We start from the raw sequence: 16,214 nt of genomic DNA on the forward strand, positions 1-16,214 counted from the left end.
GCTCACGAATAGATGCTGAAGTGTACTAGAATGCGCATTCTCATGCCATCCGATGTCTTCCCGCCCGACGGGCGCGGCGGCGCGGCGTGGAGCACGCACGCCCTTGCCACCGGATTGCACGCTCGTGGTCATCAAGTGCAGCTCATCGTGCCCTGCCGCCACCCTTGCCGGCGGCCATTGGTCGATTGGGTTGATGGCTTGCCCGTCCGGCGCGTGCCATACTACGCGCCGTCGCTGCCCTTTGTACAAAACTACTTTCGCCACGAACGGTTCTGGCCGCGGCTGGCGCAAGCCATCATCGCCACTGGCCACGAGATCGGTGGGGTTGAGGTCATCCATGCCCAGCACACCCAAGCCGCCGCCGCCGCTGTCCTCGCCCGCACCACGCTCAAGGCGCCGGTGGTGGTAACGGTGCGCGATCATTGGCCGTGGGACTATTTCGCCACCGGATTGCACGGCAACCGCATTCCGCATCCGGGTGGCTCGTGGACGGCGCTCGCCACCGATCTGGTCGCCCGCCTCGGCCCGCTGCGCGGTACGCTGGCCATGCTCGCCATACCTTATATGCAATCGCATGTCGCGGCGCGCACAGCCCTGCTTGCACAGGCAGATGCAGTGATCGCGCCGAGCCATTACATCGCCCGCCGGCTGGCCAGCATGGTTGACCCAGCCCACATCCACGTGCTGCCCAACATGGTTGACATCACCGCCAGTGATGCAATCGCCGCTCCTGCGCCCCAGATCACGTGGGAGGGGGCGCTGGTGCTGTTTGCCGGCAAGTTGGAAGCCAACAAAGGCGCTGGCTTGCTGATCGAGCTGATTGCGGCGCTGACCGCCCGCCGGGCCGAGTTGCCGCCGCTGACCCTGTTGATCGCCGGGGATGGCGCGCTGCGTCCAGCGATTGATGCGGCGCTGAAAGCCAGCGGCCTGCCCGGACGGGTGCTGGCATGGGTTGAACACGACGAACTGCTCCGGCTCACGGCCCGTTGTGATCTGCTGATCTTCCCCTCGAACTGGGGCGAGCCGTTGGCGCGGGCATTGATCGAAGCGGCGGCGCTGGGCGCGCCGATTGTGGCGATGCCGACCGGTGGCACGCCAGATATCATCACGCATGGCGAAACCGGCATCCTCGCTCCGACCCTGCCGGCAATGGTGGAATGGATCGTCCGCTTGCTCAACGACCCCGTCACCCGCCAGCGGATCGGCGCTGCCGCCCGCGCCGCCGCCCGCGAACGATTCGCTGCCGATCGCCTGCTGCCGCGCTACGAGGCGTTGTACGCTAAGCTCGCGCAAAGACGCAGCGGAGTCGATACAAAGCGATGAAGATGTGAGAATATGTAGACATAGCGTGAGCGGCCTGATAAGAATGACTCATGGCCCGCTGCACTCTACGTACACAACATCTCTTTGCGCCTTTGCGGGGATCTCCTTTGCGTCTTTATCTCCTCTGCGTCTTGACGTTCGTCATGTTGCCCTTCTTTAGGGCAAGATGCCAAACTCGTTGAAGGTACGCACCGCCGCCGCAAACAGCTCCGGCAGCAACAGCGTCAGCGGCTCCCCTAGCCGCAACAGCCAACCTGCTAGCAGTGAACTGCGCAACCACCCGCTCCACGGATCAACCGGAAACACCACCAACACGATTAACACTGCCGTTACCGTGATCACCCCCTGCACCAACCCCAGCACCGCCCCCAACAAATGGTCGAGCCAGCCGAGAAACATCAAACCGGCCATCGAATGCAAGAGCGACGCAATCAGGCTGGCAACGTTGCTGACCAGCAACAACACCGCAATAAAGCCTAACGCCTGCGCCAGATTCGGATCGGTAATGACCGAGCCCAGCCACACCGCCACCTCCGTCCCATATTGGCCGGCCAGCATAAACCCGACCACGACCCCCACCACGGCCAGCACCTGCCGGATCAGACCCCAATACAGACCTAGAATCGTAAATAATCCTAGCGCCACAAAAATCGCAATATCAACATTCGTCATTGATGCGCCTCCTTGAACAAATGATCAACACGACATAAAGTCCTTGACGGACAATAGACACCTTGCTATAATACCTTCACCTGAAAGATTCCTCGTTCCGCTTCCCAGAGCACGCAAAGCTGTCACATACGGCGCGCGAGCTCACTGGCATGCGGCATCACCGCCGCGTTTCTGCCAGTTCGCACCCTGCACGTTGGCATCCCGGTTGTGGCCTTGCATCACCACGCAGATGATGGTTGTCCGCGACCCATCAAACGCTCCGCCGGAACGCCGGCGGGGACATTCCTCAGCAGGAGGACGTATGAACATGACCCTATCCGGTTTCGAGCTGATGAAGATGATTGGCGAGCAGCAGGATCGCCGCCAATTTCAGCAGCTCAACTGGCGCGGTACCTTTGCCGAGTATCTCGACATTGTCGCCCGCAAGCCGCAAGTTGCTCGCAACGCCTTTCAACGGGTCTACGACATGATTATGTCGTATGGCACCGAAGAGTTTATTGACGCCAAGAAGCGGCTCATCCGCTACAAATTCTTCTCTGACGAGTCGTTTGACGGCGATGATGCCGTTTTCGGGCTTGAGATTCCGCTCATGCGGTTGGTTAACTTCTTCAAAGGCGCTGCCCGCGGCTACGGCACCGAAAAGCGCGTCTTGCTCTTGCACGGCCCAGTTGGCTCATCGAAGTCAACCATCGTGCGCCGGCTTAAGCGTGGTCTTGAGCACTATTCACGCACCGAAGATGGCGCATTATACACCTACGACTGGTACCCCGGCGTGATCGAAAACCATGACACGTTCGATTGGCGACAGGTACCCGAATCGGAATGGGAAAAGTGCCCGATGCACGAAGAGCCGCTACACCTGATCCCGCGCGATCTACGCGCCAGCTTTATCGAGCGGCTGAACGAGAATCTCGACCCTGATCGCCAGATCCGGATCGAAGGCGACCTTTGCCCGGTCTGCCGCTTCCACTTCCGCGAGCTGATGCAGCGCTACGACGGCGATTGGCTCAAGGTCATGAACCATGTGCGCGTCCGCCGGCTGGTCTTTAGCGAGCAGGATCGGGTCGGGATCGGCACCTTCCAGCCCAAAGACGAGAAGAACCAAGATAGCACCGAGTTGACCGGCGATATTAATTATCGCAAGATCGCGATTTACGGCTCGGACTCTGACCCGCGCGCCTTTAACTTCGACGGCGAGTTTAATATCGCCAACCGCGGCATCATCGAGTTTGTCGAGATGCTCAAGCTCGATGTCGCCTTCCTCTACGACTTGCTCGGCGCGTCGCAAGAGCATCGTATCAAGTCGAAGAAGTTTGCGCAAACCGACATTGATGAGGTGATCATCGGCCATACTAACGAGCCGGAATACCGCCGCCTCGAGAATAACGAGTTCATGGAGGCGTTGAAAGACCGCACCGTGCGGATCGACATTCCTTACGTCACTCGCTTGCGCGACGAGGTGCGCATCTACGAGCGCGACTTCAATCGCAAGAAGGTGCGCGTCCATATTGCACCGCATACGCTCGAGATGGCGGCGATGTGGGCTGTGCTCACCCGTCTCGAAGAGCCGAAGAAGCCCAATCTGACCCTGTTGCAGAAACTGAAGCTCTACAACGGCAAGACGTTGCCCGGCTTCACCGAGGATAACATCAAGGAGCTGCGTAAAGAGGCGGTGCGCGAGGGGATGGAGGGCATCTCGCCGCGCTACATCCAAGACAAGATCTCGAATGCGCTGGTCAGCAATCAGGAAGAGGGTTATATCAATCCCTTTATGGTGCTGAATGAGCTAGAGAGCGGTCTCAAGAACCATGCACTTATCACCGACGAAGAGCAGCGCAAACGCTACCGCGACCTGCTAGCCGTCGTGCGCGAGGAGTATACCGAGATTGTGAAAAACGAAGTGCAACGCGCAATTTCGGCTGACGAAGAAGCGATTAAGCGCCTGTGCGCCAACTACATCGACAACATCAAAGCCTACACCCAACGCGAGAAGGTGCGTAATCGCTACACCGGCCAGTACGAAGAACCCGATGAGCGCTTGATGCGCAGCATCGAAGAGAAGATCGATATTCCCGAGTCGCGCAAAGATGACTTCCGCCGCGAGATCATGAATTACATCGGCGCGCTGGCAATCGAAGGCAAGACCTTCGATTACCGCACCAACGAGCGGCTGCACAAAGCGCTCGAGCTGAAGCTGTTCGAGGATCAGAAGGACAGCATCAAGCTCACCTCACTCGTCTCGCGGGTGATTGATAAAGATACCCAAGAGAAGATCGATGTGGTCAAGGCGCGCCTGATCCGCGACTTCGGCTACAACGAGCAGTCGGCGACCGATGTGCTCAACTACGTGGCCTCGATCTTCGCCCGCGGCGATACACGCCGGTAAGGGCAAGGCTATACCACGCTGCTAGGGGCAAGGCATGCCTTGTTCCTCGCAGCGACCTATCGTTGCTACGTAGGATGTAGTGCTCTCAACTCATCGCAGGGTGCCGTCTATGTCGATGTCAATGAAACGCGCTGAACGCGACCTGAGCCGCTTTCGCGAGATTGTGCGCGGTCGCATCAAAAAAGACCTGCGCAAGTATATGTCGCAGGGAGAGTTGATCGGGCGGCAGGGCAAACGCTACGTCAGCATTCCCATACCGCAGATCGACATCCCCCAATTCCGCTATGGCGCGAAACAGAGTGGCGGCGTCGGGCAGGGTGATGGCGACGTCGGCGATCCGATCGCGCAAGGTGATGGTCAACAAGGCACGGGGCAGGCCGGCGCTGAACCCGGCCAGCATATCCTCGAAGTTGATATCACCATCGAGGAGCTGGCCCAGATACTCGGCGAAGAGCTGCAACTGCCCAATATTCAGCCTAAAGGCAAGAAGAATCTGATCAGCGAGAAGGATAAATACAGCGGCATTCGCCGCACCGGCCCCAACTCGCTGCGTCACTTTAAACGCACCTATCGCGAGGCGCTCCGCCGCCAAATTGCTGCCGGTGAGTATAACCTCGACGATCCGGTCGTGGTGCCTATTCCCGAGGATATGCGCTATCGCTCGTGGAAAGAGACTTTGATGCCCGAAAGCAACGCCGTCATTATTTATATGATGGACGTGTCGGGGTCGATGGGGGCCGAACAAAAAGAGTTGGTGCGCATGACGGCGTTTTGGATCGAGACGTGGCTGCGCTCGCAGTATAAGTCGATCGAGATTCGCTATATTGTGCATGATGCCGCTGCTAAGGAGGTCGATCAGCAAACCTTCTACCATATTCGTGAAGGCGGCGGCACCAAGATTTCGTCGGCCTATAAGCTCTGTAATCGCTTGATCGACGAGCGATACCCGGCTACTGAATGGAATATCTATCCGTTCCATTTTTCTGATGGCGATAACTGGGGCGGCGGTGATACCCGTGAGTGCGTTGAGCTGCTTAAGCGCGAGCTATTGCCCAAGGTGAATCTGTTCTGCTACGGTCAGGTCCGCTCGCTCTACGGTTCAGGTCGCTTTGCCCACGATCTTGAAGAGTATTTGCGCGGCGACGACCGAGTGGTTATCGCTGAAATTGCCGATCGTGACGATATCTACGACGCGATCCGCGCCTTCCTCGGCAAAGGCCGCTGATCGCTCTATTGCTCTGGTGTGCGTATGAAGAGTACCCGCCTTCCCGCTCATCTCGAACAGGCGCGCCAAGAGATCGAGCAGATTGCCCGTGAATACGGCCTCGATTTCTTCCCCATCATTTACGAAGTGCTCGATTACCGCACGCTCTATGAGACGGCGGCGTTCGGCGGCTTCCCGACCCGCTATCCGCATTGGCGCTTCGGCATGGAGTACGATCAGTTGCTGAAGGGCCATATCTGGGCCGGTAGCACCATTTATGAAATGGTCATTAACAATAATCCTGCGTATGCCTATCTGCTCGAAGGCAACGAAGATGTGACCCAGAAGATGGTGATGGCTCACGTGACCGGCCACGTCGATTTCTTCAAGAACAATATGTGGTTTGCCCACACCAATCGTAAGATGCTTGATACCATGGCAAACCACGCCGCCCGCATCCAGCGTATCATTGACCGGATCGGCTACGATCAGGTGGAAGAGTTTATTGATACCTGCTTATCGCTGGAAAATCTGATCGACTACCATGCGCCCTACATCCGCCGCCCCGAAGCCGTCACGCCGCGCCCGATCGTTAACGACGAAGAGCCGCCGGTGGTCGAGGGCTTGCCGGTCGAGCGCGAGTATATGCGCGATTACATTAACCCGCCAGAGTTTCTGGAACGGCAGCGGCGCAAACTCGAAGAGGAGCGCGCCCGCCAGCGCCGCTTCCCCGAAAATCCGCAGCGCGATGTGCTGCTGTTCTTGATGAATTTTGCTCCGCTCGAGAGCTGGCAGCATACGGTGCTGGAGATTATCCGTGATGAGGCCTATTACTTCGCGCCACAGGGCATGACCAAGATTCTCAATGAGGGTTGGGCCTGCCTGACCGGCGAGAGTTTGATCATTACTGACCGCGGCCTGATCCCGATACGTGACGTAGTGGAGCAGCGCCACCGCGCCCGCATCAGCGATGGCGAAAGCGCGCAGACGATCTACGACTGGAATGTCTTTACCGCCTACCCAACGGTCACTATCCGCACCCGCGCCGGCTTGACGCTTTCTGGTTCGCACAACCATCGCATTCTGCTCGCCAATGGCGAATGGCGGCGGCTCGATGCGCTGCACATTGGCGATCAGGTGCGGATCGCTGGCGGTACCGAGCTGTGGGCTACCGCGCCGGCCACCCTCCGCCGCCGCTCGCTGCTCAAGCGGGTTGCCGCAATGGCGCGTGTACCGGCAATGGCGCACACCGATGCCTACCCAGCCCGTCGCCACGGCTACCGGTGCGCACCAGCGACCGTGGTTGATGAGCCGTTGGCTGCCCAGCTTGGCGCGCATTGCGCCACTCGCCCCGACCGGCGCGCGCTCGCTGCAATCTGCCGCTCGCCGCGCCCGCAGGTGGTTGCCTTCCTGCGCGCCTTCTGCGCTAACGCCGGCCAATTAGATGGCAAGCAATTGCTGATAACCTGCGCCGATGCTGAACAAGCCGCAACCGGGCAGTTGCTGCTGCTAAACCTTGGCGTGATGGCGCAACGCAACGGCGCGATCCTGCACATTGCGGACGCTGCTGCGCTGGAACAAGCTTTCACCACCCCCGCTGCGCCAACGGCATGGGCCGATGAGGTCGTCGCTATCGAGCACGGCACCGCCGATGTCTACGACATCTCAGTTACCGAAACCCATCGCTACGTTGCCCAAGGGTTCATCAACCACAATAGCTACTGGCACAGCACAATCATGACCCAGCGCGTCGCGTCGGCGGCTGAAATCATCTCGTTCGCCGATCTCCATTCGGGAGTGGTGGCGACCAGCGGTGGGCGACTCAATCCGTACAAATTAGGCTTGGAATTGCTGCGTGATATCGAAGATCGCTGGAATAAGGGCAAGTTTGGGAAAGAGTACGAAGAGTGTGACGATATCCGGCTCAAACGCTCGTGGGATAAGCAGCTCGGCCTTGGCCGCCAAAAGATCTTCGAGGTGCGCCGGCTCTATAACGATGTCACCTTTATCGACGAATTCCTCACGCCGGAATTCGTGATGGAACAGAAGCTCTTCACCTTCCGCTATAATCGAGACACTGACCTCTACGAAATCGCTTCCCGCGAGTTTAAAGAGGTCAAAGAGAAGCTGCTCTTCCGGCTCACCAACTTCGGCCAGCCGGTAATCCTCGTCGAAGACGGCAACTACGGCAATCGCGGCGAACTGTACTTGCGCCACCGCCACGAAGGCGTTGATCTGAAGATAGATTACGCCCGCGAGACGATGCGCAACCTCTTCAAGATTTGGACGCGCCCCGTTCATCTTGAGACGGTCATTGACGAGAAACGTCGCTTGCTGTCGTTCGACGGGCGTGATTTTAGCGAACGGCGATTAGATTGAGCGACACAGTCACGATCCAACACGCGCTACGCACTGCCGCTGAACAGTTGCGGGCCGTCAGCACGACGGCCCGCCTCGATGCTGAGCTGCTCCTTGCTCATACGTTGGGATGGTCGCGAGCGAAAGTGGTCGCCGAGCGCGACTACGCGCTTACCCCTGAACAGCAGGCGATCTTTGCCGCGTTAGTAGCCCGTCGCGCCGCGCACGAACCGGTAGCCTATCTGACCGGCCACCGCGAATTCTTTGGCATTGACCTGCTGGTTGACCGGCGCGTGCTCATTCCCCGTCCTGAAACTGAAGTGTTGGTTGAGATGGTGCTTGCTGAGGCGCGACGGTACGGCAATGCACCGCTGACAATCGCCGATGTTGGCGTCGGCAGCGGCGCGATCGCGATTGCGCTAGCCATGCATCTGCCGCATGCGATCCTCTATGGGGTCGATCTGAGCGCTAGCGCACTAGAGGTCGCTGCCGCCAATATCGCGCGCTACCACCTGCAAGATCGCCTGACGCTGCTCGAAGGTGATCTGCTGGAACCGCTACCCGGCCCGGTTGATCTGATCGTCAGCAATCCCCCCTACACGATTCTCAACGAGATCGAAGAAGGCGTCTACCGCTACGAACCGCACCTCGCCCTCGATGGCGGCCCAGATGGGCTTGACTGCTACCGCCGGTTAATCGCTGCCGCGCCGGCATACCTCAAACCGCAGGGAGCTATACTATTAGAGATCGGCGCATGGCAGTCTGAAGCTGTGGTACACTTACTTCATCAAGCCATGCCGCAGGCCGAGATCGGCATTCAGCGTGATCTTGCCGGACGAGAGCGAGTGGTATGGGCGCGTAATCGAGATGTCATCCGCTGATCTAGCTCATCATTGCCAGATAACGGTATACTACGAGCGGAGATCAGGAGGATTGCTATGACTGCACTCTTTGTCGCGCTCGGTATTGCCATCATCACGCTGCTTTTTATCCTACTCTGGTATGTGCCGCATCTGCTGCAGCAACAGGCGGCGCGGAGCGAACAAGAATCGTCGCAACTGCGCCTCATGCTGCTCGATATGCTCAACGAGCAGGAAGCAGTAATGCAACGACAATCACAGCTCAGCGCGGCGATGACCAATTTGCAACAACAACTCACCCAACTCACGGCAACCCCGCCACAACGGGCCGGCGGCGAGATAGATATGACGGCGGTGCGCCAGTTGGAAGAGCGGATCACGGCGCTGCAACAGCAAATTCAACGCTGGATTGAAGCGCGTGGCCAGCAGCAACGCCAGCACGAAGTCAATGATAACGAAGCGTGGGCCAACTTGCTCAGCCTCTTGGCTGCCATTCAAGAGCGAATCGCTCACCTTTCAACCGAACGCACGGCGGTTTCCGCCGGCTTGCAAGCACGTGCGTTATTGGAAGAGCTCGAGCAAGAGATGGCGCACCTGCGTAGCATCTCTGAAGATATTGCCACCTTGCAATGGCGGCTGCGCCGGTCGCTGCACGAACGCGAAACGAGCGTCGCCCAGTTGCGCGCCCGCGCAGTGAATTCTTCCTCAACGGCGAGGCCAGCATGAGCATCATCGTCATTGACAATCAGCGGGTGCATTATGAAGTGTTCGGACGCGGGAGGCCAGTCGTCTTCCTCCATGGCTGGCTTGGCAGTTGGCGCTATTGGTACACCTCAATGGAGGTTATTTCGCACCATTTCCGCACCTACTCATTTGACTTTTGGGGTTTCGGCGAGTCGCGCACCAACGAAATGCCGACGATCCAAGGCTATTCCAATCAGGTCATCCGCTTCCTCGATGCAATGGGAATCGAGCGGGCGGCGCTAGTTGGTCACTCCATGGGCGGCATGGTTGCGATGAAGACAGCGATCGAACACCCCGAACGAATCACTCGCGTAGTCACCGTTGGCGCGCCGATCAACGGCGACGCACTCTCGTGGATGCTGAAGCTCGTTGACCGGCCATTCTTCGCCGAGTTCTTCGCCCGCCGACCATGGCTGCGCCGCTCCCTCTTTCGCTTCTTCTTCGGCGACTCGCTCGACCCCGAAGTGGATGAGGTGCTCGAAGACAGCACCAAATCCACTGCCGACACCATCCGCGGCGCGATCCATTCGATGTGGCGAACCGATTTGACCCCGATGCTCGACAAGTTGCGCGTGCCGGCGCTGGTAGTGCATGGCGCGCGCGACGATATTGTCAACCCCAACCAACTCCAACTCTTTACCTATGTGCCAATGGCGCAGGTGGTGCGCATGGAGCAGAGCCGCCACTTCCCGTTTGTAGATGAAGCCGATCGCTTCCATGAGATTTTGTTGAGGTTCTTGCAACAGCCTGATCTGATCACCACCGCGCCCAAACTAGATCCAAAGCAATCAACCAGCGCTACGCTGCCACGGGTCGAACCACCGGCGCCGCCAGTGACTGAACGCAGCAACTCCATCGACGGTAGCGAAGCACCGCCACCACCGCGACCGACGCCACCAGCGCCACATTCTGCCCTGCCACCGGGAAGAATGTAGCAGCGCACAGCTCGCTCTCAGGCCGGCATCTCTCACGCGGGAATGCCGGCTTGTTCGATGTGCTGCGGGGGCCGCGCCGCCCGCTATGTTGTCATCGCGAAGGGGCACAGCCCCCGCAGCCATCACCTCCTGCTGTGGGGGATTATCTCGCAAGAGCAGGAGATGGCTTCGCCGCCTCCAGCAGCTTGCAATGACACACAGTGCTATGCCCCGCACATAGCGCGGCTCGCAATGACAGTGTGGTATGCATCCCCCCCACCTTACACACAGCAACCGGCCAAGAATTGGTATAATCTGCATACGGCGCGGGCCGAGCAGCCACGCAACACGACCGGACACTGTATGCAGCTTCATGTTTCGCAACTCAGCGCAGGGTATGGCGCGCGCACGATTGTGCGCGATATTAGCTTTACCCTTCACCGGGGCGAGGTGTTGGTGGTTAGCGGACCCAACGGCAGCGGCAAAAGCACCGTGTTACGGATATTGGCCGGTTTGCAGGCGCCAACGTCTGGTGTAGCCTACTACGAAGCCGGCGGCACCCGGTTCGATCCGCGTGACGCGCGCCATTTGATCGGGTGGGTCGCACCTGATTTGGCGCTCTACCGTGAATTGAGCGGGATCGAGAATCTGCGCTTTTTTGCCCGCGTGCGCGGATTGGCCATTTCTGACGCTGCGCTGTACGAGCTGCTCACACGGGTTGGCTTGGGCAAACGCGGCGATGACCGGTTGGCGGCGTATTCGTCAGGGATGGCGCAACGCCTACGCTATGCCTTTGCCCTGCTCCACCGCCCGCCGGTGCTCTTGCTTGACGAGCCGACGGTGACGCTCGATGAGCAGGGGGCGGCGGTGGTTGATCAGATCATCGCCGATCAACGTCGGCATGGCCTCACGGTAATCGCGACCAACGACCCGCGCGAGCTGCGCTACGCTGATCTCATCCTACGACTAGGGGGTAGTCAGGGCGAGCGAGGCATACGGCACCCCGATTGAGACATAACCGTGATCGAACAAGAAACCACTCTTACCGACATCCCTGCGCCGCCGCCGAGCGGGATCAGCGCGACGCTCCGCGCCGCGTGGGCGATCTTCCGTAAAGACATCGCCTGCGAACTACGCACGCGCTACGCCATCAACACCCTGCTGCTCTTTGCGGTCAGCGCCGCCACTGCGGTCAGCCTTGGCGTTGGCTTCCTTGGCATGCGACGCACTGAAGAGGCGCTGCTGATTCAATCGGCGCTGCTGTGGATTGCGTTGCTGTTCGCTGCACTCAACGGCCTCTCGCGCAGCTTTGTCTACGAAGAAGAGGCGCGGACGATGGCAGCCTTACGCTTATCGGCTTCACCCACGGCGGTGTTTCTGGGCAAGTTTTGGTTCAACCTGACGCTGGTGATGGTGCTGAGCGCCATCACTACCCTGCTCTTTATCGTCTTGCTACGGGTGAAGGTCGGCAGCCCACTCGCGTTTAGTGTGATGCTGGCCGCCGGCGGGTTGGCCCTCACTTCAGCCACCACGATTATTGCCGCAATCATTGCCCGCGCCAGCTTCAAAGGCGCACTCTTTGCCGTGCTGGCCTTCCCGTTGCTGGTAGCGCCGCTGATTATTGCCATTCAAGGTACGGCGCAGGCGCTTGAAAATGTGGCGGTTGATGTGGTGGTTGGGCCGATCCGCTTTTTGCTAGCGTATGTAGTAGTGACGTTCACTGCATCGTTGATGTTGTTTCCGTTTGTCTGGGACTCATAAGGTGAGGAGAAACAGAGCGTGCAACAGTTATCTTGCTGCACGCTCTCCACAGACCGCTCGGCCATCACTGGCTTACACAATCACAGTATCTTGCTGGTAGACGCCGAATACCTCACGCAGCACATCGCACATCTCGCCGAGAGTGCAATATGCTCGCACGCAATTGAGAATGGCTGGCATCATGTTCTCGTTGCCCTGCGCGGCGGCGCGGAGTTCGGCCAACCGACGAGCGACCAACTCTTGATCGCGCTCACGACGGACGCGGTTAAGCCGTTCGAGATGCCGCTTTTCGCCTTCGGGATCCATCTGCAAGATCGGAATCTCCAACGGCTCGTCATCTTGGAAAGCGTTGACGCCAACGATAATCCGCTCGCCGTGGTCGATCTCTTGCTGATACCGGTAGGCGGCATCGGCAATCTCGCGGTGGAAGTAGCCGTTGCGGATGGCGGCAATCACCCCGCCTTGGGCATTGATCGCGTCGAAGATCGCCTGCGCCTCGCGCTCCATACGGTCAGTCAACGCCTCGACGAAATAGCTGCCGCCCAGTGGATCGACGGTGTTGGCTACACCGCTCTCGTAAGCAATAATCTGCTGCGTGCGCAGCGCTATCGTGACCGCCTTTTCCGACGGCAACGCCAGCGCCTCGTCCATTGAATTGGTGTGCAAGCTCTGCGTGCCGCCGAGCACCGCAGCCAGCGCTTGAATCGCGGTGCGGACTATGTTGATTTCGGGTTGCTGCGCAGTGAGCGAACAACCGGCAGTTTGAGTATGGAAGCGCAGCCACCACGAGCGCTCGTTCTTTGCGCCGTACCGTTCGCGCATCGCCCGCGCCCAAATCCGGCGCGCCGCCCGGTATTTGGCAATCTCCTCGAAGAAGTCGTTGTGGGCGTTAAAGAAGAAGCTGATCCGTGGCGCAAACTCATCAATGTCTAGGCCGCGCTCAAGAGCTGCTTCGACGTAAGCAAAGCCATCGGCCAAGGTAAAGGCCAGCTCTTGCACGGCGGTGCTGCCAGCTTCACGGATGTGGTAGCCGCTAACGCTGATCGGGTTCCACTGTGGCACGTGGCGCGAAGCGAACTCAATGGTATCGACCACCAAGCGCATGCTCGGCTCAGGCGGGAAGATATACTCGTTCTGGGCAATATACTCTTTGAGGATGTCGTTCTGGATTGTGCCGCGCAACTGCGTCCACGGAATGCCGCGCTTCTCGGCCACCACCAGATACATCGCCCAAATCATCGCCGCCGGCGAATTGATCGTCATTGAGGTGCTTACCTGATCGAGCGGCAACCCATCGAGCAGAATCTCCATATCGGCCAGCGACGAGACCGCCACGCCACACTTACCGAACTCACCCTCGACCAGCGGGTGATCGGTATCGCGCCCGTACAGGGTGGGCATATCAAACGCGATCGACAACCCAGTCTGGCCTTGTTCGAGCAAAAACTTAAAGCGGGCATTGGTCTCTTCGGCACTGCCAAACCCAGCAAACATGCGCATCGTCCACAATTTGCCGCGGTAGCCGGTGGGATGAATACCGCGGGTGAAGGGATACTGGCCGGGGTAGCTGACGTTGCGCAGAAAATGTTCGGTGGGTGTCATACCATTGCGGGCCAGATCGAGCGGGGTGTAAAGCCGTTCGATCGGCGCGCTGCTGGTGGTCATGAACGGGCCAGTGCGTTCAGGGGCGCGCTTGAGGGCCGGCCAGAGACAGTGCTGTTCCCATTGTTGGTGGGCGGCAGAAAGCTGCTCGATGTCAGACATCATCGTCCCTCCTGACAGACGAATGGTGGATAGCCGCAACTAGATGCACAACAATACCTATTGTACACCTGATCGAGCCGGCCCGGCGAGGCCAGCTCGCAAACGACAGCAGATTATGCGCGGACACCTCTATTGTACACCGGTTTTGGCAATCACCGAGCGGGCGAGGGCAAGCGCCGTCACCGATTGCGCGCCGGCGGCGCGCAAGGCGGCAGCGCCGGCGGCGAGGGTCGCGCCAGTGGTCAGCACATCATCGATTAGGATGAGACGGGGCGGCGGCGGCGCGTGGCCAACCCAGACAAACGCGCCGTTGACATTAGCTGTGCGGTCATGGGCGGCGAGCCGGGCCTGCCGGTTGGTTGCGCGCACCCGAACTAAGCCGTCGATCAGCGGCGGGTTGCCGGGCCGTTGCAAGCGCGCAGCCAGCTCGGCGGCCTGATTAAAGCCGCGTTCGCGCAGCCGATCGGAGTGCAGCGGCACCGCAATCAGGGCATCGGCAGCGAGCGGGCCGGCGACAGCGGCCAGCAGATCACCGAGCACGTGCGCAACCCGCCGGCGACGACCGTACTTGAGCTGGTGAATAGCTGAAACTAAGCCGCCCTCATAGCGAAACGCCACCCACGCCGCGTCAAGGCCGACTGGCGGCGGGAAGGGCGGATAGGGCCGTAACTGCGCCCGGCATACCGCGCAGAAGAGGTCACCGGTCAGCCGCCGGCAACCAGCGCAACGGTCGGGAAAGAGCCAGTTGAGGATTCGTTCAAGCATAGGGTTGACACCGCGATAAATCTGTACGACGATGAACAGAGGCACACATATACACGTGCTCACAGTGCGCAGCGCTGGACGGCCCGCACTATACATGCTCTATATATGAAACCGTTACAGATCGGCAAAGGATTCGCTATGGCCCGCGCCAAACTCACCAACGCGACAGCCAACACTCCCAAACGCAAAGGCCAACTGCCGGCCAAGATCTGCGCCGCGTGCGGGAGACCGTTTGAATGGCGCAAAAAGTGGGCGCGCTGCTGGGAAGAGGTGCGCTACTGCTCGGATCGCTGCCGGCAGAGCGGGCGACGCAACCTTATACACCGCAGAGGGTAAAGTCCCCGCGACCTCCGCAGGCGCTGCGGTATGCCAAATAAACATGCCGAAACCAGTGTCCACAATGGTTCCTACGGTAGGCAAAAACACTGCCGGCAAGCCGTGATATAATTGCAATATCCGGTACTCGCCGGCGGAAATGTATGAGGATGATACCCATGCCGCGATTCGGCGCACACATGTCTATTTCGGGTGGCGTCTCGAAATCATTTGCTCGCGGGGAATCAGTGGGGTTGGAAGCGATGCAAATCTTCGCCAAAAACGAACGGCAGTGGACAGCCAAACCCATCCCAGCGGAAGAAGCGGCAGCATTTCGGGCTGAACAGGAGCGCACCGGCATTCACCCGGTCGTCGTTCATGACTCGTACCTCATCAACCTCGCCGCCCCCGCCGACGAACTGCGCGAAAAGTCGATCGCCGCTTTTGCCGACGAGTTGGAACGCTGCGCGCAGCTCAACATCCCTTACCTCGTCACCCACCCCGGCGCGCATACCGGGATTGGCGAAGAGGCCGGCTTGGCCCGCGTCGCCGATGCGATTAATCGTCTGTTGACGGAAGGGATCGGCGGCACAACGATGATCTTGCTTGAGACGACCGCCGGGCAGGGCACGGCGCTCGGCTATCGCTTCGAGCATTTGGCCCGCCTGTTTGAGTTGATCCCTTACCACGACCGGTTAGGGGTATGCGTTGATACCTGCCACATCTTCGCCGCTGGGTACGACATTCGCGACGAAGCGAGCTATCAAGCCACCTTTGCTGAACTTGACCGGCTGGTTGGGTTGGAACGGGTCAAGTGTTTTCATCTTAACGACTCGCAGAAGGACGTGGGCAGCCGAGTCGATCGCCATGCGCATATCGGCCAAGGCTGCATCGGCGTCGAAGCCTTTCGTATGCTGGTAAACGACCGACGCTTCGCTGGTCTACCGATGATCATTGAGACGCCCAAGGGCGAAGATATGGCCGAAGATCGGATGAATCTCGCCCTGCTGCGGTCGCTCGTACAGATCAGCACAGCATAGTCATAGACACAACTCTAAAGAAAGCTATTTGCGCCCTGTCATAATGAGCACTTCACTAGCTCACACGCAAGCATTGCGACACAGAATGATTGGATCCGCGCATACGAA

At 59.1% G+C, this 16,214-nt stretch carries 14 protein-coding genes; 11 read left to right on the forward strand and 3 right to left on the reverse strand.

Annotated elements, in window-relative coordinates:
* The first annotated feature begins 30 nt into the window (after positions 1–30).
* Positions 31–1,323 carry a glycosyltransferase family 4 protein gene (locus Q1A00_RS04240; protein ID WP_298482628.1) on the forward strand — a complete coding sequence of 431 codons (1,293 nt, stop codon included), beginning with the start codon at positions 31–33 and terminating at the stop codon, positions 1,321–1,323.
* A gap of 156 nt (positions 1,324–1,479) precedes the next feature.
* On the opposite strand, the gene Q1A00_RS04245 is transcribed toward Q1A00_RS04240, so the two are convergent.
* Complete coding sequence (locus tag Q1A00_RS04245) at positions 1,480–1,995, reverse strand: CvpA family protein (protein WP_298402198.1); 516 nt, start codon at positions 1,993–1,995, stop codon at positions 1,480–1,482.
* Positions 1,996–2,296: 301 nt separating this feature from the next.
* Between Q1A00_RS04245 and Q1A00_RS04250 the strand changes: the two genes are divergently transcribed.
* From Q1A00_RS04250 to Q1A00_RS04285, 8 genes are all read left to right on the forward strand, one after another.
* Positions 2,297–4,381: a serine protein kinase gene (locus Q1A00_RS04250; protein WP_366144843.1), complete on the forward strand. Its 2,085-nt coding sequence runs from the start codon at positions 2,297–2,299 to the stop codon at positions 4,379–4,381.
* 115 nt (positions 4,382–4,496) lie between these two features.
* The gene (locus tag Q1A00_RS04255) at positions 4,497–5,606 is read left to right on the forward strand and encodes a DUF444 family protein (RefSeq protein WP_366144846.1); all 1,110 of its coding nucleotides are present in this window, start codon (positions 4,497–4,499) and stop codon (positions 5,604–5,606) included.
* A 24-nt stretch (positions 5,607–5,630) separates the two neighbouring features.
* Positions 5,631–7,964, forward strand: coding sequence for a SpoVR family protein (locus Q1A00_RS04260; protein ID WP_298402202.1), 2,334 nt, complete (start codon positions 5,631–5,633; stop codon positions 7,962–7,964).
* Complete coding sequence (prmC, locus tag Q1A00_RS04265; RefSeq protein ID WP_299755416.1) at positions 7,961–8,824, forward strand: peptide chain release factor N(5)-glutamine methyltransferase; 864 nt, start codon at positions 7,961–7,963, stop codon at positions 8,822–8,824. The genes Q1A00_RS04260 and prmC overlap by 4 nt, the downstream gene beginning before the upstream one ends.
* Before the next feature lie 57 nt (positions 8,825–8,881).
* Positions 8,882–9,529, forward strand: a complete 648-nt coding sequence (locus Q1A00_RS04270) for a hypothetical protein (RefSeq protein WP_298402206.1) — start codon at positions 8,882–8,884, stop codon at positions 9,527–9,529.
* The gene (locus Q1A00_RS04275) at positions 9,526–10,482 is read left to right on the forward strand and encodes an alpha/beta hydrolase (protein ID WP_299643322.1); all 957 of its coding nucleotides are present in this window, start codon (positions 9,526–9,528) and stop codon (positions 10,480–10,482) included. Before Q1A00_RS04270 ends, Q1A00_RS04275 begins: the two co-directional genes overlap by 4 nt.
* 342 nt (positions 10,483–10,824) lie before the next feature.
* The gene (locus Q1A00_RS04280) at positions 10,825–11,472 is read left to right on the forward strand and encodes an ABC transporter ATP-binding protein (protein ID WP_298402210.1); all 648 of its coding nucleotides are present in this window, start codon (positions 10,825–10,827) and stop codon (positions 11,470–11,472) included.
* Between the two features lie 9 nt (positions 11,473–11,481).
* On the forward strand, positions 11,482–12,222 hold the full coding sequence (locus tag Q1A00_RS04285) for a heme exporter protein CcmB (RefSeq protein WP_298402212.1): 741 nt from the start codon (positions 11,482–11,484) through the stop codon (positions 12,220–12,222).
* Positions 12,223–12,294: 72 nt separating this feature from the next.
* Here Q1A00_RS04285 and Q1A00_RS04290 read toward each other — a convergent pair whose 3' ends face one another.
* Both Q1A00_RS04290 and Q1A00_RS04295 read right to left on the reverse strand, forming a co-directional pair.
* Entirely contained in the window at positions 12,295–13,989 is a 1,695-nt protein-coding gene (locus Q1A00_RS04290; protein WP_298402214.1) for a methylmalonyl-CoA mutase family protein, read from the reverse strand.
* A 126-nt stretch (positions 13,990–14,115) separates the two neighbouring features.
* Positions 14,116–14,751 carry a ComF family protein gene (locus tag Q1A00_RS04295; protein WP_298402216.1) on the reverse strand — a complete coding sequence of 212 codons (636 nt, stop codon included), beginning with the start codon at positions 14,749–14,751 and terminating at the stop codon, positions 14,116–14,118.
* A 138-nt stretch (positions 14,752–14,889) separates the two neighbouring features.
* Here Q1A00_RS04295 and Q1A00_RS04300 point away from each other — a divergent pair, with 138 nt between their 5' ends.
* Positions 14,890–15,087 (forward strand): DUF2256 domain-containing protein, encoded by a 198-nt coding sequence (locus tag Q1A00_RS04300; protein ID WP_298402218.1) that lies wholly within the window; start codon positions 14,890–14,892, stop codon positions 15,085–15,087.
* Positions 15,088–15,245: 158 nt separating this feature from the next.
* Positions 15,246–16,106 (forward strand): deoxyribonuclease IV, encoded by an 861-nt coding sequence (locus Q1A00_RS04305; protein WP_298402220.1) that lies wholly within the window; start codon positions 15,246–15,248, stop codon positions 16,104–16,106.
* The last annotated feature ends 108 nt before the right edge of the window (positions 16,107–16,214 follow it).

Origin of the sequence: uncultured Chloroflexus sp. (assembly GCF_938091255.1) — a bacterium.
Classification (GTDB): domain Bacteria; phylum Chloroflexota; class Chloroflexia; order Chloroflexales; family Chloroflexaceae; genus Chloroflexus.